Annotated in this window: 14 protein-coding genes and 1 pseudogene; 6 read left to right on the top strand and 9 right to left on the bottom strand. The window is 71.2% G+C overall.

Annotation, left to right across the window (positions count from 1 at the left end):
• The first annotated feature begins 301 nt into the window (after positions 1-301).
• Positions 302-715, top strand: a complete 414-nt coding sequence (locus BKI49_RS35095; protein ID WP_143658498.1) for a hypothetical protein — start codon at positions 302-304, stop codon at positions 713-715.
• A gap of 12 nt (positions 716-727) precedes the next feature.
• On the opposite strand, the pseudogene BKI49_RS35935 reads toward BKI49_RS35095, so the two are convergent.
• The 4 genes and pseudogenes from BKI49_RS35935 to BKI49_RS22650 form a co-directional block, all read right to left on the bottom strand.
• Positions 728-1,021: pseudogene (locus BKI49_RS35935) on the bottom strand (serine/threonine protein kinase); the annotation flags it as partial.
• 45 nt (positions 1,022-1,066) lie between these two features.
• The gene (locus BKI49_RS22660; protein WP_095936097.1) at positions 1,067-2,677 is read right to left on the bottom strand and encodes a serine/threonine-protein kinase; all 1,611 of its coding nucleotides are present in this window, start codon (positions 2,675-2,677) and stop codon (positions 1,067-1,069) included.
• A gap of 196 nt (positions 2,678-2,873) precedes the next feature.
• A complete protein-coding gene (locus tag BKI49_RS22655; RefSeq protein WP_095936096.1) occupies positions 2,874-5,804 on the bottom strand; it encodes a protein kinase in 2,931 nt (976 codons plus the stop codon).
• A gap of 169 nt (positions 5,805-5,973) precedes the next feature.
• On the bottom strand, positions 5,974-8,079 hold the full coding sequence (locus BKI49_RS22650) for a serine/threonine-protein kinase (RefSeq protein ID WP_095936095.1): 2,106 nt from the start codon (positions 8,077-8,079) through the stop codon (positions 5,974-5,976).
• Positions 8,080-8,262: 183 nt separating this feature from the next.
• Between BKI49_RS22650 and BKI49_RS22645 the strand changes: the two genes are divergently transcribed.
• On the top strand, positions 8,263-9,363 hold the full coding sequence (locus tag BKI49_RS22645) for a serine hydrolase domain-containing protein (RefSeq protein WP_179332537.1): 1,101 nt from the start codon (positions 8,263-8,265) through the stop codon (positions 9,361-9,363).
• 61 nt (positions 9,364-9,424) lie between these two features.
• Here the strand turns inward: BKI49_RS22645 and BKI49_RS22640 are convergent, their stop codons facing one another.
• Positions 9,425-11,131 carry a glycerol-3-phosphate dehydrogenase/oxidase gene (locus tag BKI49_RS22640; protein ID WP_095936094.1) on the bottom strand — a complete coding sequence of 569 codons (1,707 nt, stop codon included), beginning with the start codon at positions 11,129-11,131 and terminating at the stop codon, positions 9,425-9,427.
• A gap of 272 nt (positions 11,132-11,403) precedes the next feature.
• Here BKI49_RS22640 and BKI49_RS22635 point away from each other — a divergent pair, with 272 nt between their 5' ends.
• The 3 genes from BKI49_RS22635 to BKI49_RS22625 all read left to right on the top strand — a co-directional run bounded on the left by BKI49_RS22635 (position 11,404) and on the right by BKI49_RS22625 (position 13,582).
• Positions 11,404-12,612 carry a nucleotide sugar dehydrogenase gene (locus tag BKI49_RS22635; protein ID WP_095936093.1) on the top strand — a complete coding sequence of 403 codons (1,209 nt, stop codon included), beginning with the start codon at positions 11,404-11,406 and terminating at the stop codon, positions 12,610-12,612.
• A 152-nt stretch (positions 12,613-12,764) separates the two neighbouring features.
• A complete protein-coding gene (locus tag BKI49_RS22630) occupies positions 12,765-13,313 on the top strand; it encodes a hypothetical protein (protein WP_095936092.1) in 549 nt (182 codons plus the stop codon).
• A gap of 2 nt (positions 13,314-13,315) precedes the next feature.
• A complete protein-coding gene (locus BKI49_RS22625) occupies positions 13,316-13,582 on the top strand; it encodes a hypothetical protein (RefSeq protein ID WP_143658496.1) in 267 nt (88 codons plus the stop codon).
• Positions 13,583-13,659: 77 nt separating this feature from the next.
• On the opposite strand, the gene BKI49_RS22620 is transcribed toward BKI49_RS22625, so the two are convergent.
• The 4 genes from BKI49_RS22620 to BKI49_RS22605 all read right to left on the bottom strand — a co-directional run bounded on the left by BKI49_RS22620 (position 13,660) and on the right by BKI49_RS22605 (position 18,172).
• The gene (locus BKI49_RS22620) at positions 13,660-14,784 is read right to left on the bottom strand and encodes a GuaB3 family IMP dehydrogenase-related protein (RefSeq protein ID WP_028805395.1); all 1,125 of its coding nucleotides are present in this window, start codon (positions 14,782-14,784) and stop codon (positions 13,660-13,662) included.
• Between the two features lie 174 nt (positions 14,785-14,958).
• Entirely contained in the window at positions 14,959-16,464 is a 1,506-nt protein-coding gene (guaB, locus tag BKI49_RS22615; RefSeq protein WP_095936090.1) for an IMP dehydrogenase, read from the bottom strand.
• 252 nt (positions 16,465-16,716) lie between these two features.
• Positions 16,717-17,292, bottom strand: coding sequence for a sigma-70 family RNA polymerase sigma factor (locus BKI49_RS22610; RefSeq protein WP_028805397.1), 576 nt, complete (start codon positions 17,290-17,292; stop codon positions 16,717-16,719).
• Positions 17,293-17,560: 268 nt separating this feature from the next.
• On the bottom strand, positions 17,561-18,172 hold the full coding sequence (locus tag BKI49_RS22605; RefSeq protein WP_003948568.1) for a response regulator transcription factor: 612 nt from the start codon (positions 18,170-18,172) through the stop codon (positions 17,561-17,563).
• 389 nt (positions 18,173-18,561) lie between these two features.
• On the opposite strand from BKI49_RS22605, the gene BKI49_RS22600 reads away from it, so the two are divergent.
• On the top strand, positions 18,562-18,891 hold the full coding sequence (locus BKI49_RS22600) for a WhiB family transcriptional regulator (protein ID WP_028805398.1): 330 nt from the start codon (positions 18,562-18,564) through the stop codon (positions 18,889-18,891).
• Positions 18,892-18,979 lie beyond the last annotated feature (88 nt).

The raw sequence follows: 18,979 nt of genomic DNA, 5'->3' as shown, positions 1-18,979 counted from the left end.
AGCTCCGACGGGCCCGTGCTTCCTGCCGGACGTCTTGTCTACGAAGATCCGGGAGCAACCGGCTCGGCACACCAGCAGTCCAATGGCGCGCGACGGCTCCTTGGAGCCGGCGGGTTCGGCCAGTCCGTCGGCGTGCGTGAGCAGGGCGGGCCGGGCGGTCAGGGGCGATCGTTTTCGGCCACACCCTGTTTTGGAAGAATACAAAGCGCGGCAAATCGCCAAGAGATATACGACACGAAGGGCAAAGCGGGCGGCTGGAATCAAACTGTCATGTGAATCATGGAAGCCTTACCTTTTCCTTATGGGAAACACATGGAAGCGCCTTTCCGTCACGAGCGTCGCGGCGGTGGCCATATTCGCTGCGACCACAGTGACCAATGCCAGTGCGGCGAGCGGCGGAGCCGCGTGCTCGGTGACCGGCGCCTCGGGGACTCTCGCGTTCACCAACTGGACATCCAGCCATGTAGACATCAGCGGTTGGGTCAAGGACACCGCTGCCGATGGTCACCATGTGGCCATTCGGCTCGTTTCCATAGACGAAGGCACTGGATGGGTAACGGAATGGCCCTGGCATTCCGAATACGACGGAAACGGATCGACCAACTCATTCACGACTTACGCGTCGCCCACCACCGAGGACCTCGACTACATCGGCGCGCAGGTGGCGGTCATCGAAGGGAGCACGATAGTCCGTTCTTGCACGGACTATGCCTGATCCTCAGGCCGCCTGAGCCGCGGCCGGAGCAGGCAGATGCGCGGCCGTCTCCAGCAACACCCGTACCTGCCCGGCGCTCGGACGGCGGGCAGGTCATTCCGCAGAAGCCGTTGATGGCCTCGGCCAGCGCCCCTCGGCCGAAGTCGGCGCGGCAGGCATCGAGTCGAGGACGGACTGCAGGGTCACCGGAGTGTTGCTGCGGCGGAACGGCCAGGCGTCCTCACTCGGCGCGTACTGCACCACGCCTAGCGACCAGAGAGCGGAGGCGGGACCCGGCCGGTTCCCCAACATCCGCTCCGGGGCGACGGGAGCGACCACGGTGACAGCGGAACCTTTCCTGTTCCACCAGGATCAACCCTCCTGGAAGCCCCGCAGGATCCAGTCGAACTGCTTTCTGGTGGCGGTCCAGTCGTCGGCCGGCGAGGCCGCGTAGATGGCGTACTCGGTGCCGTCACCATCCATGTACCCGACGTCGATCGCACGGTAGGGCCCCGGGAAGTAGTGCGGCCCGTCCTTGGCCAGCGCGTTCCACGTGTACTCCCAGCGGACACCCGGCAGGTCGCGGAAAAGCTCTTCCTTGAGTCTCAACTGCTCGTAGTCCTGCAGCCGCCCTGAGACCCGCTGCTCCAAGTAGCTCATGTGCTCGTACGAGGTGCGGAAGTCCGGCGCCGTGTCGACGGCGACCCGCACGAGGTGCTTGCCCTTGTCCGGCGAGTAGTCGACCTGCCGGAGGCCGTCCTGATCGATGGAGACGGACCGCTTCCACCCCTTGGGCAGGGAGATGCTGAAGCCCACCGGGTCGTTGCGCCGCTCCCAACCGGCGGGAACCGCGCCCTGACCACCCTTGTCGCTCGGCGTGACACTGTCGCTCGGAGTCGACGACACAGAGTCGGAGTCGCCGGGGCTGCCCGTGCCGAACTGCTGCAGCGCGACCGCGACACCCCCGCCGACGATCGCCGCGAGGGCGACGACCAGAGCGAACATACGCAGGCGGTGCCGCTTCGGTGGCGCGGACACGGGCCCGTTCGTCACCGGCGGATACTGCGTGACGGGGGCCGTCTGCGCGCGGGTACCGGTGCCGGTCCCCGTCTCCACGGTGTCGTACCCCGCCTGCCCCGTCGGCGCATACGACCGCGCCGCACTCGGCAGTCGTCCCGCCGCCACCTCGACGAGCATCTGCTCGGCCTGCGCCGCGCTGGGCCGCTCGACCGGATCCTTGCGCAGCAGCGCGGCGAGGACGGGCCCCAGCGCACCTGCGTTGACCGGTTCGGCGGGTTCCTCCTCGACAACGGCCTGCATGGTGCTCAGCGGCGAGGTGCGGCGGAACGGAGACCTGCCCTCCACCGCCGTGTACAGCGTCGCGCCGAGTGCCCACAGGTCGGAGGAGGGCCCGGGGTCGTGCCCACGGACCCGCTCGGGCGCCAGATAGTCCACGGAACCGACGATCTCGCCGGTGCGCGTGATGGTCGTGTCGCCCTCGACCTGTGCGATGCCGAAGTCGGTCAGCAGGACGCGCCGGTCGACGGACAGCAGGACGTTGCCCGGTTTGACGTCACGGTGGAGTACGCCGGCGGCGTGGGCGGCCCGCAGCGCACGGAGCACCCACAGCCCGATCCGGGCCGCCTCGGCCGGTTCGACGCGGCCCTGTTCCTTGACCTCGTCGGCCAGCGAGTTGCCCTCGACCAGCTCCATGACGATCCACGGACGGTTGTCGTGCTCCAGGACGTCGTGCACGGTGACGACGGCCGAATGGTTGATCCGGGCGGCGGCCCGCGCCTCCGCATGGGTGCGGGCGAGCAGCCGGGCCAGGTCGCCCTCGGCGACGTACAGCGCGGCGGTCAGCTCTTTGACCGCGACCGCGCGGTGCAGCACCTCGTCGTGTGCGCGCCACACCCGCCCCATGCCACCGCTGCCGATGGAGTCGACAAGCCGGTAGCGGCCCGCGAGGAGCAGGCCCTGCATCTGATTCACGTTTCCCCGCAATGGTCTTGACAGGGTCAGACTAAAGAGCGGTCCCCGCGCAGGGAACAAGCGGGGTCGTACGGAGACCGCACTGTGACGGTTCTCCCTTCCGTGTACGGAAGGGAACCATCCGATGTTCACGCCTCTCGCCTGCGCACACCGGTGTTCAGGGGCCGGACGCCCGTACGGTCCGTGCTCAGCCGGTGACTTGGTAGGTCTGCGACGCCTGCTCGTACAGGCGGGTCACCTCGTCCCGCTCGGCCTCGGGGCCGCGTACCTGCACCACGTGGTAGCGCCCGCCGACGAGGATCGCGAGGTTGCGGACGTAGAGGGAGCGGCCCTGGGAGTCCTGCCAGGTGAACTGGCCCTCGGCCATGGCCCGTCCGCCGACGTCGATGCGCCGCATCCCGCTGGACGTCGCCCAGGTCGAGTCCCGGAACGGCTGCAACTCCTTCTCGCTCTCCCGCTGGTACGTCATCGGGTCGCTGCCGTACGTCCCCGTGCCGTCCCGGCCGGGCACGACGACGAGCTCGAAGTCGCCCTGGGAGTAGACGACCTGACCGCGGCCGTTCTTCGGTGCGCGGTCCCAGCCGCTCGCCACGGCGACCCGGAATCCCTCGGGGTCCTTGCGCAGGGTGAAGCCCCGGGCGACGTCCGGGTCGTCCGGGCTCTGCGAGGCGGCCGAACTGGACGCCCCCGACGGACTCTTGTCCGTGCCCGGGGAGGTCTGGTCGGGACGTGGCTCGCTGCTCGCCTTCGCGTCCCCGCCGGTGTCGGGCGGGGAACCGACGTCCCCGGCGGAGCCGGTCCGCTGGCTCGCCGAACCGCCGCTCCGGTCGGCCTTGGGCATGAAGACCATGGCGTACGCGATCGCGGCGGCCAGCAGGAGCAGGACCAGCAGGAGCAGGTTCCGGCCGAGCCGGCGGGGTTTCGCCGTCCGGTCCTGTTTGGCGCGCTTGTGGCGGGCGTGCGGGCTGGTCGCCGGCAGCCCGGCGCGGCGCCTGCGGACGAGCTCGCCCCGGCGCCGCACGATCGGCAGCCGGCTCGGGTCGACGGGAGGTGCCGCGACGACATGTGCCCCGGCCTCCGGTTCCGGCGCGGACCGTACCAAGGACCGCAGCCAGCCACGCAGCTCCTCGAAGTCGAGGCGCTCGGTGGGGTCCTGGCGCAGCAGCGACTCCACGACGGGCCGCAGCGGCCCGCACTCCTCGGCGAACGCGGGCGGCTCCGCGCACACCAGCTGCACCAGCTCGGCGGTGTTCTCCTCCGGGTAGGGCGCATGGCCCTGCACGGCACGGAAGAGCAGCGCGCCCAGCGCCCACAGGTCGGTCGCGGGGCCGATCGGCGCCGCCAGCTGCCAGTTCTCGTGGACGGGGCCGGCCTGTTCGGGCGCCCACCGCTCGGTCACGGGGCCGACCACGGCCATCCGGGCCTGCCGGGCCCGCTCCGCGGCGAGCGCCGTGCCGGGCCCGCGGCGCGAGGGCGCGGCGCCGACGAGCTCGCCCCAGCCGCCGCCCCCTGCCTGCACGTCCCGTGCCTGCGGGCCCTGCCCCGGTCCGGCCTCGGTTCCGTAGGACCGGCCCTGCGCGTGTCCGTCACCGGGTGTCCGGTCGGCGTCGGCGCCCCGAGGGGTGCCGTGGGTCTGCGCGGGTACGCCGGGTCCGCCGCCCTGCCCGACGGCGGAGGTCTGCTGTCCGGGTGCGAGCGCGGGCAGGCCGCTCCGTGTGACCGCCCCGCCGTGCACGCCTCCGGGGAGCGTGCCCTGCCGGCCGTCGCCGCCGACGGCCCCGGCTCGCGGCTGGGCGCCGTGCCAACTGCCCCGCCCTCCGACGCCGTACGGGTCGGCGATCTGACCGGGAGGTGCGGTGTGGGGGCGCTGCACGCCCTGGCCCGGCAGCTGGGGCGGTCCGCCGTGTCCGGCCTCGTCCGGGCCGGGGTTCCCCGGCACCTGGGCGTCGGGCTGTCCGGGGTGCTCCGAGGACCTGGGCGCCGGGAGCGCGAACCGGTCGCCCCGCTGTTCCTCCTGTACGCGTGCCGCGGCGCGCGCCCCGGCACGGTACGCGGCGATGGCTCCTGCCCGCGCCGCCCGGATGTCGCCGCCGGGTCCACCGGGTCCGCCCGCTCCTCGGCCGTCCCCGGCGGCCGGGCCGCCCGCTTCGAGCGCCCGCGGGCCGGAGCCCGCGGCAGCGGCTCCGGGCATCCCCGGAAGGGACGTGCCGTGCTCCGCACGCGCCTCGATCGCGGCCCGTCGCGCCGCCTCGGAGTCGGCTCCGGACGAGGCGGCCACGGCCACACCGGGCACACCGCCGTTCCCGGAAGCGGGACCGCCGGGGCCCCGGCCTCCGGCAGCCCGGGGCGCTCCTCGCGTGCCGGGTCCCAAGGCACCGCGCGAGGCGTCCGCGCCCACCGGACCGCCGTGCCCTGCCGGTCCGTTCCGCCCTGCCGGTCCGTTCCCCGGCTGACCGGTGCCGTCGGCTCCGGTCCCCGGCACGGGTCCGGCGTCGGCGTCCTCGCGGGCGGGCACCGGGTCGTACCCGCACAGCGCTTCCTCGGCGGCCCCCGCGGCGAGACCGGTCAGCATGACCCGGCCGTCGTCGCAGACGAGCACCGTGCGCACGGTGATGTTGCGGTGCACCCAGCCGTGCGCGTGCAGGACCCGCAGCGCGGTGAGGACGTCCGAGGCGACCTCGGCGGCGCGGTACGGGCTCAGCGGCTTCTCGGCGAGCAGCGCGGCCAGCGGCCTGGCCGGCACCAACTCGCTCACGATCCACAGCGACCCGCCCTCCGCGAACACGTCGAAGACCTGGTCGAGCCGGGGATGGTCCGGGATCTGCGCGGCGGCCTGGGCTGCCTCGATGGCCCTGCGCACGGCCGGTTCGGTGGGCCGGCGGGTGGTCCGCGCGGACGCCCGCCGTGCCCCGCCGTCCCGGGCCACGAACCCCTCGGGCAGGCCGTCCGCGTCGAGCACCTCGGCCTCGACGACCTCCGGCAACGGCACCTGCCGTACCAGGACTTCCTGCCCGCTGTAGGTGTCGAAGGCGCGGGACTCGGCGAACTCGTACTCGTCGGAGGGGGGCAGCGGCAGCCGGTAGCGGTCGGCGAGGACCCGTCCCGCATAGTCGTCCACGATGCCTCCCCCGGCCGATCGGTTGGTCAATTCCGTTCGCCTTGCGTTCCGTTACGGCTTCGTACGGTCCGCAACCACTCACGATACGTGCCGGAGGCAACCCGCAAGCGGGGATGCGAGATCTCAGGGCCACCATCCGTGGCGGAACGTCACACCGGTGAGCGGTACGTCACGACTTCGGCTGGAACGTCTTGGTCAGCGTCTTCCAGGTGTCCTTGCGCAGAGCGCTGTCCCAGTCGGCCGCTTTCGCCGTGTACATCAGGGCATATCCCTGATGCGAGTTGACGACGAACCCGCGGTCGATGGACCGGTACTTGGTGCCGCCCTCCGAGTAGGTGAACTCCCAGTCGGCCGTGTTCCAGCCGCGATAGTCCACCTTCTCTATGCGCACCCGCTGGTACTGCGAGCGCACCATGTACCGCTCCTGGTTCTTCCAGTCCGCGACCGGGTCGTCCTTCGGCGTCGTCGTCCAGCCGACGAGGAGCCTCTGACCGTCGGGGCCGGTGAAGCGGGTACCCGCGGCGCCCGTGGACTGGTACTTCCAACCCTTCGGAAGCCCGATCGAGAAGCCCTGCGCGCTCTTGTACTTCGACACGGCCGTGGAGTCCGACTCCTTGCCGCCGTCCGAGCCGCCCGACGGGGCCTCCGCGCTCGCCGACGGGTCCGACGTGTCGTCCGCGTTCCCGTCCTCGTCGGAGCCCTTGCCCTTGCCCTTGTCCTTGTCCGACTTGTCGTCGCCGCTGTCCGTGTGGGCGGCGCCGCCCTTGTCCTTGTCGTCGCTGCCGCTGCCGCCCGCGGTCACACCGCTGGAAGCGGCCGACTTGGTGTCGCCGCTCTTGCCGCCCTTGGCCCCCTCGTCGTCCCCGCCGCCGAGCGTGAGCGCCAGCACGGTCCCGAGCACGGCCAGCGCCACGAGCACCGCGACGATCACCAGCGTCCGGCGCGGTACGACATCCGTGAGCGACGCCCGCGGCGCCGGCCTCGGCGGCCGCTCCGGAGCCACCGGCCAGCCCGACCCGGAGACGCCGCCGGCCGAACCCGCCGAGCCCGCCGCCGAACCGGAGTCCGACGACGCTCCGTCACGAGCCCCCGCCTTCCCCGCGGAAGCCGCCCCGGCCTCGGAGGCCTTCCCGGACACCGGCGCCGAGGGCGACGACGAGGTGGCCGCACCGGCACCGGCGGAGGCCGCTCGCTCGCTCCCCGCCGTGTCGGCGGACTCCTTCGCACGCGCCGTCGCCGCCGCGGTGGCGGCTCCGGCAGCCGAGGCGGCCTTGCGCACGGAACGCAGCGCTCCGCGCAGCCGGTCCCCGGCCTCCTCGCCCCGCTTGCCCGAGGCTCCGCCCGAACTTCCCTCGTCGGGCACCGGCGGCAGGGCCACGACCTTCGTCGCGTCGACCGGCTCCGGCTCCGTCTTCTTCGGCTCGGGCGTGTGCAGCACGTCGTTGAGCAGGGAGCGCGCGCCCGCGTCGTCGAGCCGCTGTGCGGGGTCCTTGGCCAGCAGGCCGTAGATCACGCTCTCCAGGGGGCCCGCGTTCTTCGGCTGCTCGACCGGCTCGGTCATCACCGCGGTGAGCGTCGCGATCGCGGAACCCTTGTCGTACGGAGGGACGCCCTCCACCGACGCGTACAGCAGACCGCCCAGCGACCACAGGTCGGCCGCGGGGCCGGGCTTGTGCCCGCGGGCCCGCTCCGGCGAGATGTAGGAGGGGGCGCCGACGAGCATGCCGGTCGAGGTGATGGACGGGTCGCCCTCGACCTGGGCGATGCCGAAGTCGGTCAGCACGACCCGGCCGTCGTCGGAGATCAGCACGTTCGACGGCTTCACGTCCCGGTGCAGGATGCCCTCACGGTGCGCCGAGCGGAGCACGTCGAGTATCGCCAGACCCACCTCCGCGGCGCGCCGCGGCGTGAGCAGCCCGTCCTCGCGGATGACCTCGGCGAGCGACTTGCCCTCGACGAGCTCCATCACGATCCACGGCCTGTTGTCCTCGTCGACCACGTCGAAGACCGTCACCGCGCCGTTGTTGCGGATCCGGGCGATCGCCTTGGCCTCGCGCAATGTGCGCGTGACCAGCCGTCGCTTCTCCTCCTCGTCGATGCTCGACGGGAACCGCAGCTCCTTGACGGCGACCGTGCGACCCAGGGTCTCGTCCTTGGCCCGCCACACCGTGCCCATGCCGCCGCGGCCGAGAACATCCCCCAGCCGGTAGCGCCCGGCGAGGAGACGTTCGCTCTTGTCCTGACGGGATGCTCCCGCCCGCTCCGCCTCCGACATGCGTCCCCTCATGCAACCCGCCCTGACAGAGCCTCCATTGTCCCTCACCCGACAAGCGCTCAGCGCCCAGGGTGCCTCTCACGCGACGACGGCCCGGCGACCGCGGCGTCACTCGGGCCGGGACCGCCGCAGACCCGCGGGACGACGTCCCGCATGATGGACCGCGACAAGGAAGGACCGCCGATGCCTGCGCGCCGGACACCTCGGACACTCCTGGCCATACCCGTGTCCCTGGCGCTGTTCCTGCTGGTCCCGGCCGACCTGCCGGTCCAGGCTCCGGCGAGCTCGCCGACGGGCCCCTCGGCCCGTTCCCGAAGTCCTGTCGCAGCCGCGACGGACGCCGCGCTCGCCCGTCTCGTCACCCGGGGCGGGGCCCCGGCCGCCGCTCTGCTGGCCCGCGAGGAGTCCGGTACGCGCTTCGCCACCACCGGTGGCGCGATAGCGCGCTCCGACCACTTCCGGGCGGGCAGTGTCACCAAGACGTTCATCGCGACGATCGTCCTGCAACTCGCCGCCGAGCACCGGCTGTCCCTGTCCGACACCGTGGACGACCACCTTCCCGGTCTGGTGCGCGGCGCCGGCAACGACGGCCGCGAGCTGACCCTGCGCGCCCTGCTGACGCACACCAGCGGCCTGCACGACTTCACCGCGGACACCGGGGGCACCGTCCCCCTCACCCCGCTTCAGGCCGTACACATCGCGCTCACCCACCCTCCGGCCGACCGCGGCCGCTTCGCCTACTCCAACACCAACTACGTACTGCTCGGCCTGGTCGTCGAGCAGGTAACCGGCCACTCCTACGCCGCCGAGGCGGAGCGGCGCATCATCGCCCCCCTCGGTCTGTCCGGAACGTCCTTCCCGGGAAGCCGCCGCTCGCTTCCCGCTCCGCACGGCCGGGCGTACGCCGCGGACGGGTCGGACGTCACCACGCTCGACCCGCGCGTGGCCGGCGCGGCGGGCGAGCTGGTCAGCACCCTCGCCGACCTGAACCGCTTCTACGCGGCCCTGCTCGGCGGTGACCTGCTGCCCCCGCAGCTGCTGCGCGAGATGCGCAACACCCGCACCGCACACGGCTCCTACGGCATGGGGCTGTTCCCCGTGAAGCTGTCGTGCGGCGTCACAGTGTGGGGGCACAACGGCCGGATCAGCGGCAGCTACGTGCGCACCGCGGCCACCGTCGACGGCCGTCACGTCCTCACCTTCCGGGTGAACACGGACGGATTGGCAGATCCCGACCTCGAACCCGCGCTGCTCGCGGCCGAGTTCTGCCCCCGCATCTCGTAGAACGACTGGATTCCGGACAAAGATCCCCACTCCCGACACTCGTTCGAGTGACGAGCGTGGTCTACAGCGGCACGATGTCCGGCGCTCCGAGCCGCGCCGCGTCCGCCGTCAGGTCGTCGGGCTGTCGCTGCGACTCCCGCTCGGCCTCGACGCGCTTCTCGTAGTGCTCGACCTCGCGCTCGATCTGGTCCTTGTCCCAGCCGAGGACCGGGGCCATCAGTTCGGCGGCCTCGCGGGCGCTGCGGGTGCCGCGGTCGAAGGTCTCGATGGAGATGCGGGTGCGCCGCGTCAGGACGTCGTCGAGGTGCCGGGCGCCCTCGTGCGAGGCGGCGTAGACGATCTCGGCGCGGAGGTAGTCCTCGGCGGCCGCCAGGGGCTCGCCCAGGGAGGGGTCCTCGGCGATGAGGTCGAGGAGTTCCTCGGCGAGCGACCCGTACCGGTTCAACAGGTGCTCGACGCGCACCACATGGATTCCGGTGCGCTGCGCGATCCGCGCCCGCGCGTTCCACAGGGCGTAATAGCCCTCGGCCCCGAGCAGCGGCGTCTCCTCGGTGACGCATTCGGCGACCCGCTGGTCGAGGCCGTGCACCGCCTCGTCCACCGCGTCCTTGGCCATCACCCGGTACGTCGTGTACTTGCCGCCGGCCACGACGACGAGCCCGGGCACGGGGTGGGCCACCGTGTGCTCGCGCGAGAGCTTGCTGGTGGCGTCCGACTCCCCGGCGAGCAGCGGCCGCAGGCCCGCGTAGACGCCCTGGACGTCGTCGCGGGTGAGCGGGACCGCCAGCACCGAGTTCACGTGTTCCAGGAGGTAGTCGATGTCGGCGCTGGACGCGGCGGGGTGGGCCTTGTCGAGGTCCCAGTCGGTGTCCGTGGTGCCGACGATCCAGTGCCGGCCCCAGGGGATCACGAAGAGGACGGACTTCTCGGTGCGCAGGATCAGGCCCGTCGTCGAGTTGATCCGGTCCTTCGGCACGACCAGATGGATGCCCTTGGAGGCCCGTACGTGGAACTGACCGCGCTCCCCGACCATCGCCTGGGTGTCGTCGGTCCACACGCCCGTGGCGTTGACGACCTGCTTGGCGCGGATCTCGTACTCTCCGCCGCCTTCGACGTCCTGGACGCGGGCGCCGACGACCCTTTCACCCTCGCGCAGGAAGCTGGTGACGCGGGCGCGGTTGGCGACCTTCGCGCCGTACGACGCGGCGGTGCGGACCAGGGTGGCGACATAGCGGGCGTCGTCCATCTGTGCGTCGTAGTACTGCAGGGCGCCGACCAGGGCGTCCTTCTTCAAGGCGGGTGCGACGCGCAGGGCCTGTCGGCGGCTCAGGTGACGGTGCCTGGGCAGGCCGCGGCCGTGGCCCCGGGCCAGCGACATGGCGTCGTAGAGCGCGACGCCCGAGCCCGCGTAGAACCGCTCCCAGCCCTTGTGCTGGAGCGGATAGAGGAACGGGACGGGCTTCACAAGGTGCGGTGCGAGCCGTTCGAGGAGGAGGCCGCGCTCCTTGAGGGCCTCGCGGACCAGGGCGAAGTCGAGCATCTCCAGATAGCGCAGCCCACCGTGGATCAGCTTGCTGGACCTGCTGGACGTGCCTGACGCCCAGTCACGGGCCTCGACCAGTCCCGTGGACAGGCCGCGTGTCACGGCGTCGAGCGCGGTGCCCGCGCCGACCACCCCCGCGCCCACGACCAGCACGTCCAGCTCGCGCTCGGCCATCCCCGCCAGTGCCTCGGCACGCTCGGCCGGCCCCAGTGTCGCTGTCCTCATCGCTGCCTCCCGCTGTCCGTCGCGCTGGCCGCACCTGTCCGGCGAGACCGGGCTCGCATCCCCCCGCCCTCAAGTCTGACCGCGATGTCCTGCTTCGGCCACCGTCCGCTCCTCAGCCTGTGGACAACTCTCGACGACGCGCAGGGAATCTCAGCCAAACAATCCAGCAAATCGGTCATATTTACTCCTAGTGTGACATTGCGCTCGCTCGTTCTGTCCACCGGGCTTGCGCACCTGTCCCGCTTCGGCTACTGGGAAGGACGGCCCACGCCATGCCCGCAGATCTCGCCGTCATCGGACTCGGTCATCTCGGCCTGCCCCTGGCCCAGGCCGCCGTGGCCGTCGGCATCCCCACACTCGGCTACGGAACGGGGCCGGAAAGCGGCCCCCTCACCCCGGCCGAGCTGCGCCGGATGCTCGCGGGGGGCTTCCGGCCGACCACCGACCCGGCCGAACTGGGCCGGGTGCGCACCGCGGTCATCTGCGCGCCGACCCCGCGAGGTGCGGACGGCGGCCTCGACCTCGGCCAGGTGGAGGCCGCCGCCCGCACCCTGGCCACCCGGCTGCGCCCGCACACCACGGTGATCCTGGAATCACCCGTGTACCCCGGAACCACCGAGGATTTCCTGCGTCCTCTGCTCGAAGAAGGTTCGGGGCTGCGTGCGGGGCGCGACTTCTTCCTCGCCTACTCCCCCGGCCGGGTCGACCCCGGCAACCGTGACTTCACGCCCGCCAACACACCGAAGGTCATCGGCGGCCTGACCCCCGCCTGCACCGAGTCGGCCGCCGCCTTCTACGGCCGCCTCACCGACAAGGTGGTTCGCGCGCGTGGACCGCGCGAGGCCGAGACCGTGCAGCTGCTGGAGAGCAACTACCGCCACGTCAACATCGCGCTCGTCAACGAGATGGCGGTGCTCTGCCACAGTCTGGGCGTCGACCTGTGGGACGTCATCCGGTGCGCCGAGACGAAGCCGTTCGGCTTCCAGGCGTTCCGTCCGGGCCCCGGTGTCGGCGGGCACGGCACGGCCCAGGACCTCGGCGGCCACACGGGGCGCACCCTGCGGATGGTCGAACTGGCCCAGCAGGTCAACGACCAGATGCCGCAGTACGTCATCCAACGCGCCGCCACGCTCCTCAACGAGCACGGGAAATCGGTCCGCGGCGCACGCGTGCTCCTCCTCGGCGTCACCTACAAGGCGGATGTCGTCGACCAACAGGGCTCCCCGGCCCACGAGATCGCGGTCCGGCTGATGGAACTCGGCGCCTCCGTCAGTTATCACGACCCCTACGTGCCCGCGTGGAGCGTCCTGGACCGGCCCGTGCCACGCGCCGACTCCCTCTACGAGGCCGCGGCCGACGCCGACCTGACGATCCTGATCCAGCAGCACCGCACCTACGACCTGCAAGGTCTGTCCGTGAAGGCCCAACTCCTCCTGGACACGCGGGGAGCGACTCCGACAGGAGCGGCGCACCGCCTCTGACCTCCCGCTGATCCCCTCCCACCCGGTCACTCGGGCCTGCTAATGTGCGGCAGCTCTCGCACACAGGTGCGCCCGGGTCCCGGGCGCCCACAGGTGTGCTCCCACGTCTTGCGCACACCACAGGTGCGCCCGCATTCCCTGGGGGGAACCACATGAGTCAGTCGACTCCGCCGCCGTCCGGCCCGCCGCTCGAGAACAACCCGTACGCGGGTCAGGCGCCCGCCCCCGGGCAGGGTGCCCCGCAGGGCGCGCCCCAGCCGGGCTTCCCGGTCGCCCCGGTGGCGCCGGCCGCTCCGGTGCGCGACAACCTGGCGCTCGGCCTGGCCGCCGCCTTCGTCGCCGCGCTGGTCGCCGCGGGCGTCTACGGCGCCATCATCGGTCTGACCAAGCACGAGATCGGCTGGGCCGCGGTCGGCGTCGGCTTCCTCGTCGGCCTCGCCGCGGGCCGCGTCGGTGGCCGCAACCAGATCCTGCCGGTCGCCAGCGTGATCCTGTCGGTCGCCTCGATCTACCTCGGCCAGCTCGTCGGCGAGGCCATGATCGGCGCCAAGGAGCTCGGCGTCGGCTTCAACGAGGTCTTCTTCGACCACTTCGACGTGGTCCAGGAGGCATGGAAGGAGCAGGCCGACCCGCTGACGTTCGTCTTCTTCGCGATCGCCGCGTACGTCGCGTTCTCCAGCACCCGCAAGGCCGGGGACTGAGGGTGCCCCCCTATGTGTTCTTGATGCTGCTCGGCCTGCCGGCCGCGACAGCCGGCTGCTGGATCGCTTTCAACATCCGGGGAGCCGCCGACGCGCTGGAGGCCCTCCGGCAGCGCAACCTGGACCTGAACGCCCTGGCCGCAGGCAGCTTCGCTCCGCCGGCCGGCTCGACCCTCGGTCTCCGTTACCGGGTGTACGGCACGGTCACCGGCATCGGCGGCGTCGTCCTGGTCCTCGCGAGCATCGCCGAACTGCTGACCAGCGGCTGACAGGCCGGTCTCACGACGATGGGCCCGTTCATCGAGATGAACGGGCCCTTCGCGCGTACAGGCTTCGTGCCCGCGGACTACCGCTTGTGCTGGGAGTCCGCGACCGTCACCTCGACGCGCTGGAACTCCTTGAGCTCGCTGTAGCCGGTGGTGGCCATGGCGCGGCGGAGGGCGCCGAAGAAGTTCATGGAGCCGTCGGGGGTGTGCGAGGGGCCCGTGAGGACCTCCTCGATGGTGCCGACGGTGCCGAGGTCCACCTTCTTGCCGCGCGGCAGCTCCTCGTTGACCGCCTCCATGCCCCAGTGGTGGCCACGGCCCGGCGCGTCGGTCGCGCGCGCGAGCGGGGAGCCCATCATCACCGAGTCGGCGCCGCAGGCGATCGCCTTGGGGAGGTCTCCGGACCAGCCGACGCCACCGTCCGCGATGACGTGCACGTACCGGCCGCCGGACTCGTCCATGTAGTCACGGCGGGCCGCGGCGACGTCCGCGACCGCGGTGGCCATGGGCACCTGGATGCCCAGGACGTTGCGCGTGGTGTGCGCGGCGCCGCCGCCGAAGCCGACGAGGACACCCGCCGCACCGGTGCGCATGAGGTGCAGGGCCGCCGTGTACGTGGCGCAGCCGCCGACGATCACCGGGACGTCGAGCTCGTAGATGAACTGCTTCAGGTTCAGCGGCTCGGAGGCGCCCGATACGTGCTCGGCGGAGACCGTGGTGCCGCGGATGACGAAGATGTCCACGCCCGCGTCCACGACGGCCTTGGAGAACTGGGCCGTGCGCTGCGGGGACAGGGCCGCGGCGGTGACGACGCCGGAGTCGCGCACCTCCTTGATGCGCTGCCCGATCAGCTCCTCCTTGATGGGAGCCGCGTAGATCTCCTGGATGCGGCGGGTCGCGGTGTCCGCGTCCAGCTCGGCGATCTCGTCGAGCAGCGGCTGCGGGTCCTCGTACCTCGTCCAGAGGCCTTCGAGGTTGAGGACGCCCAGGCCGCCCAGCTCGCCGATGCGGATCGCGGTGGCCGGGGAGACGACCGAGTCCATCGGGGCGGCCAGGAACGGCAGCTCGAAGCGGTAGGCGTCGATCTGCCAGGCGATCGAGACCTCCTTCGGGTCTCGCGTACGGCGGCTCGGGACGACGGCGATGTCGTCGAAGGCGTACGCCCGGCGGCCGCGCTTGCCGCGCCCGATCTCGATCTCAGTCACGTGTGTGGCCTTTCCCTCTTCGCTTCTGCGCCTCCCAGTATCCCCGACGCCCACGCCGAGGGCGGCCCCGGAACCTCCGGGACCGCCCCGGGACACGGATCGGCGCGTGTCCACGCGCGCGTGGACGACGATGGGCCGCCACGCGCGCGTGGCGGCCCATCGGTGCCGTTCGGGTTACTTGCGGCTGTAGTTCGGCGCCTCGACCGTCATCTGGATGTCGTGCGGGTGGCTCTCCTTGAGGCCCGCCGAGGTGATCCGGACGAACCGGCCATGCTCCTGGAGCTCGGGGACGGTACGGCCGCCGACGTAGAACATCGACTGGCGCAGGCCGCCGACCAGCTGGTGGACGACCGCGGAGAGCGGACCACGGTAGGGCACCTGGCCCTCGATGCCCTCGGGCACGAGCTTCTCGTCGGAGGCGACGCCCTCCTGGAAGTAGCGGTCCTTGGAGAAGGAGCGCTGCTCGCCGCGGGACTGCATGGCGCCCAGGGAGCCCATGCCGCGGTACGACTTGAACTGCTTGCCGTTGATGAACAGCAGCTCGCCCGGGGACTCCTCGCAGCCGGCGAGCAGCGAGCCCAACATCACCGTGTCGGCGCCCGCGACCAGGGCCTTGGCGATGTCGCCGGAGTACTGCAGGCCACCGTCGCCGATGACCGGGACACCGGCCTCCTTGGCGGCGAGCGACGCCTCGTAGATCGCCGTCACCTGCGGCACGCCGATGCCGGCGACGACGCGGGTGGTGCAGATGGAACCGGGGCCGACACCGACCTTGATGCCGTCGACGCCCGCGTCGATGAGCGACTGGGCACCGTCACGGGTGGCGATGTTGCCGCCGATGACGTCGACACCGGACGAGTTCGACTTGATCTTGGCGACCATGTCGCCGACGAGGCGGGAGTGACCGTGCGCGGTGTCGACGACGATGAAGTCGACACCCGCCTCGATGAGGCCCTGGGCGCGCTCGAAGGCGTCACCGGCCACACCGACGGCCGCGCCGACGAGCAGCCGGCCCTCGGCGTCCTTGGCGGCGTTCGGGTACTTCTCGGCCTTCACGAAGTCCTTGACCGTGATGAGGCCCTTGAGGACACCGGAGTCGTCGACGAGCGGAAGCTTCTCGATCTTGTGGCGCCGCAGCAGCTCCATGGCGTCCTGGCCGGAGATGCCGACCTTGCCGGTGACCAGCGGCATCGGCGTCATGACCTCGCGGACCTGACGCGAACGGTCGGTCTCGAAGGCCATGTCGCGGTTGGTGACGATGCCCAGGAGCTTGCCGCCGCCGTCGGTGACGGGCACCCCGGAGATGCGGAACTTGGCACAGATCGCGTCGGCCTCGGCGAGCGTCGCGTCCGGGTGCACCGTGATCGGGTCGGTCACCATGCCGGACTCGGAACGCTTGACCAGGTCGACCTGGTTGGCCTGGTCCTCGATGGACAGGTTGCGGTGGAGGACGCCGACACCGCCCTGGCGCGCCATCGCGATCGCCATGCGGGACTCGGTCACCTTGTCCATGGCTGCGGAGAGCAGCGGGATGTTCACCCGCACGTTCTTCGAGATGTACGAGGCGGTGTCGATCTGGTCGGGCGCCATGTCCGACGCGCCCGGCAGCAGCAGCACATCGTCGTAGGTCAGCCCGAGTGTCGCGAATTTGGCGGGCACTCCGTCGACGTTGGCAGTCATGACACCTTCCCCAAATGGCCTTGATCGGTGCGGATGTCCATGCTAACGGGAAGCACGGCTCTCTCATTCCACGGTCGAGGGTGCGCTTCGGCTTCGTATGTTCGTACGGGTCCGGTGACCTCGACGTTCATCACGGGTCCGGTCGGGGCACGGACAGCGGGCCACCTCCCTCCGCTCCCGTCGCCCTTCGCGCCTGTGCGACGGGAAATCCCGCCGACGGCGGCGCGCGGCGCGCGCCACGCCGACGGACCGCTACTGCTCCGCGAGCGCCCGCAGACGGCTGAGCGCCCGGTGCTGGGCCACCCGCACGGCCCCGGGTGACATTCCCAACATCTGGCCCGTCTCCTCGGCCGTCAGGCCCACCGCGATGCGCAGCAGCAACAGTTCGCGCTGGTTCTCGGGGAGGTTGGCCAGGAGCTTCTTGGCCCATTCGGCGTCACTGCTGAGCAGGGCGCGCTCCTCGGGACCGAGGGAGTCGTCGGGGCGCTCGGGCATCTCGTCCGAGGGGACGGCCGTCGAGCCGGGGTGACGCATCGCGGCGCGCTGCAGGTCGGCGACCTTGTGCGCGGCGATGGCGAAGACGAACGCCTCGAAGGGGCGCCCGGTGTCCTTGTAGCGCGGCAGCGCGAGGAGAACGGCGACGCAGACCTCCTGCGCCAGGTCCTCCACGAAGTGCCGCGCGTCGCCCGGAAGCCGGGACAGACGGGTGCGGCAGTAGCGCAGCGCGAGTGGGTGTACGTGGGCGAGCAGGTCGTGCGTGGCCTGCTCGTCGCCGTCGACCGCGCGATGGACGAGCGCGCCGATCACCGTCGTCTCGTCTTCGCGCATCGGTCCATGGTGCCTCGGCGTCGTCCGTTCCGTGGCACCGCGTCCATAGTTGTGCACCGAAGCGTTATGAGCAGGTGCGCCGGAACTCATCTCCTGCGCCCTCCCCTTCCGCTCGACCGACCTGTCCCCGAGGAACTCCACACCTCAAGGATGCGGCATCCGCCGGGAAACGGGGATCGGGCACCGAAGAGGCTCTCTCTGAGGGCCCGGCCCCGCCCGCCGTCGAGCGGGCGGGGGCTGCTGCCGTCATACCCTCGGGGCGGCTCACCTAGCGAACCAGACCCCACCGGAAACCGAGCGCCACGGCGTGCGCGCGGTCCGAGGCGCCGAGCTTCTTGAAGAGCCGCCGGGCGTGCGTCTTGACCGTGTCCTCGGAGAGGAACAGCTCGCGGCCGATCTCGGCGTTGGAGCGGCCGTGGCTCATGCCCTCGAGGACCTGGATCTCCCGCGCGGTGAGGGTGGGCGCGGCGCCCATCTCGGCCGAACGCAGTCTGCGCGGCGCGAGCCGCCAGGTGGGGTCGGCGAGCGCCTGCGTCACGGTGGCGCGCAGCTCGGCACGCGAGGCGTCCTTGTGCAGATAGCCGCGGGCGCCGGCGGCGACGGCGAGCGCCACACCGTCCAGGTCCTCGGCGACGGTGAGCATGATGATGCGCGCACCGGGGTCGGCGGACAGCAGCCGCCGGACGGTCTCCACGCCGCCCAGTCCGGGCATGCGTACGTCCATCAGAATGAGGTCCGAACGGTCGGCGCCCCAGCGGCGGAGGACTTCCTCGCCGTTGGCCGCCGTCGTCACACGCTCGACGCCGGGCACGGTCGCCACCGCGCGGCGGAGCGCCTCTCGGGCAAGCGGGGAGTCGTCGCAGACGAGGACGGATGTCATGGCCGTCCTCCGCAGCTGATGCGCGTCACCTTGAGCCTCCAGGCTGGTACGAATCGTCACCTGTGCGGTCGACACTCGCCGACGGATTCTGCCGTCTGCCCGAGCGCTTGTTCCTTCAACCGCCTCCGCACTCTCAACGATGGTCACTCGAAAGAGTTACGGGGCACTCCGTCGTCTTCGGCACTGTACGTGAGGGTGCGGACACGGTGCAGACATGCACAACGGACCCTCAATGTTTCATCACAACCTATGCCCCATTTAGACCGATTTCTTCCCATTTGTTGGTGTCTGCGGCTAGATTCGCAATGAGTCATATTTTCATCTCCTTAGATCGTAGATGTACGGTCGGTGGGGCATAGCAGCCCAGAACGGCAACAAGGGGACACGCAATGGCAGATTTCTCCCGCCTTCCCGGTCCGAACGCGGACCTCTGGGACTGGCAGCTCCTCGCGGCCTGCCGCGGGGTCGACAGCTCGCTCTTCTTCCACCCGGAGGGCGAGCGCGGTGCGGCACGGAGCGCTCGCGAGAACTCGGCCAAAGAGGTCTGCATGAGATGCCCGGTACGCGCCGAGTGCGCGGCACACGCACTGGCGGTGCGCGAGCCGTACGGCGTGTGGGGCGGACTGACCGAGGACGAGCGCGAAGAGCTCATGGGGCGGGCGCGCAACCGGCTGGTCTCGGCATCGGCCGGTGGAAGCAGTCACGCTTCGAACAACTGAAGGAACGTTTCTTCACTCCGGGCACGTGTGCGCGTGCCCCTGTATTGGCATGCACACAGGCGTGCGGCCCGACGTCAGCGACCGCCCG

Source organism: Streptomyces sp. Tue6028 (assembly GCF_002300165.1).
GTDB lineage: Bacteria > Actinomycetota > Actinomycetes > Streptomycetales > Streptomycetaceae > Streptomyces > Streptomyces siamensis.
The sequence above is the reverse complement of the archived record's forward strand: the minus strand, read 5'-3'. Positions and strand labels throughout refer to the sequence as shown.

What these genes read in the sequence shown, in the direction of transcription:
- BKI49_RS22650 (WP_095936095.1), bottom strand. Translation starts at nt 8,079, where the DNA reads ATGTCGGAGGCGGAGCGGGCGGGAGCATCCCGTCAGGACAAGAGCGAA.
- BKI49_RS35095 (WP_143658498.1), top strand. Translation starts at nt 302, where the DNA reads ATGGGAAACACATGGAAGCGCCTTTCCGTCACGAGCGTCGCGGCGGTG.
- BKI49_RS22600 (WP_028805398.1), top strand. Translation starts at nt 18,562, where the DNA reads ATGGCAGATTTCTCCCGCCTTCCCGGTCCGAACGCGGACCTCTGGGAC.
- BKI49_RS22645 (WP_179332537.1), top strand. Translation starts at nt 8,263, where the DNA reads ATGCCTGCGCGCCGGACACCTCGGACACTCCTGGCCATACCCGTGTCC.
- BKI49_RS22640 (WP_095936094.1), bottom strand. Translation starts at nt 11,131, where the DNA reads ATGAGGACAGCGACACTGGGGCCGGCCGAGCGTGCCGAGGCACTGGCG.
- BKI49_RS22630 (WP_095936092.1), top strand. Translation starts at nt 12,765, where the DNA reads ATGAGTCAGTCGACTCCGCCGCCGTCCGGCCCGCCGCTCGAGAACAAC.
- BKI49_RS22605 (WP_003948568.1), bottom strand. Translation starts at nt 18,172, where the DNA reads ATGACATCCGTCCTCGTCTGCGACGACTCCCCGCTTGCCCGAGAGGCG.
- BKI49_RS22660 (WP_095936097.1), bottom strand. Translation starts at nt 2,677, where the DNA reads ATGCAGGGCCTGCTCCTCGCGGGCCGCTACCGGCTTGTCGACTCCATC.
- guaB (WP_095936090.1), bottom strand. Translation starts at nt 16,464, where the DNA reads ATGACTGCCAACGTCGACGGAGTGCCCGCCAAATTCGCGACACTCGGG.
- BKI49_RS22610 (WP_028805397.1), bottom strand. Translation starts at nt 17,292, where the DNA reads ATGCGCGAAGACGAGACGACGGTGATCGGCGCGCTCGTCCATCGCGCG.
- BKI49_RS22635 (WP_095936093.1), top strand. Translation starts at nt 11,404, where the DNA reads ATGCCCGCAGATCTCGCCGTCATCGGACTCGGTCATCTCGGCCTGCCC.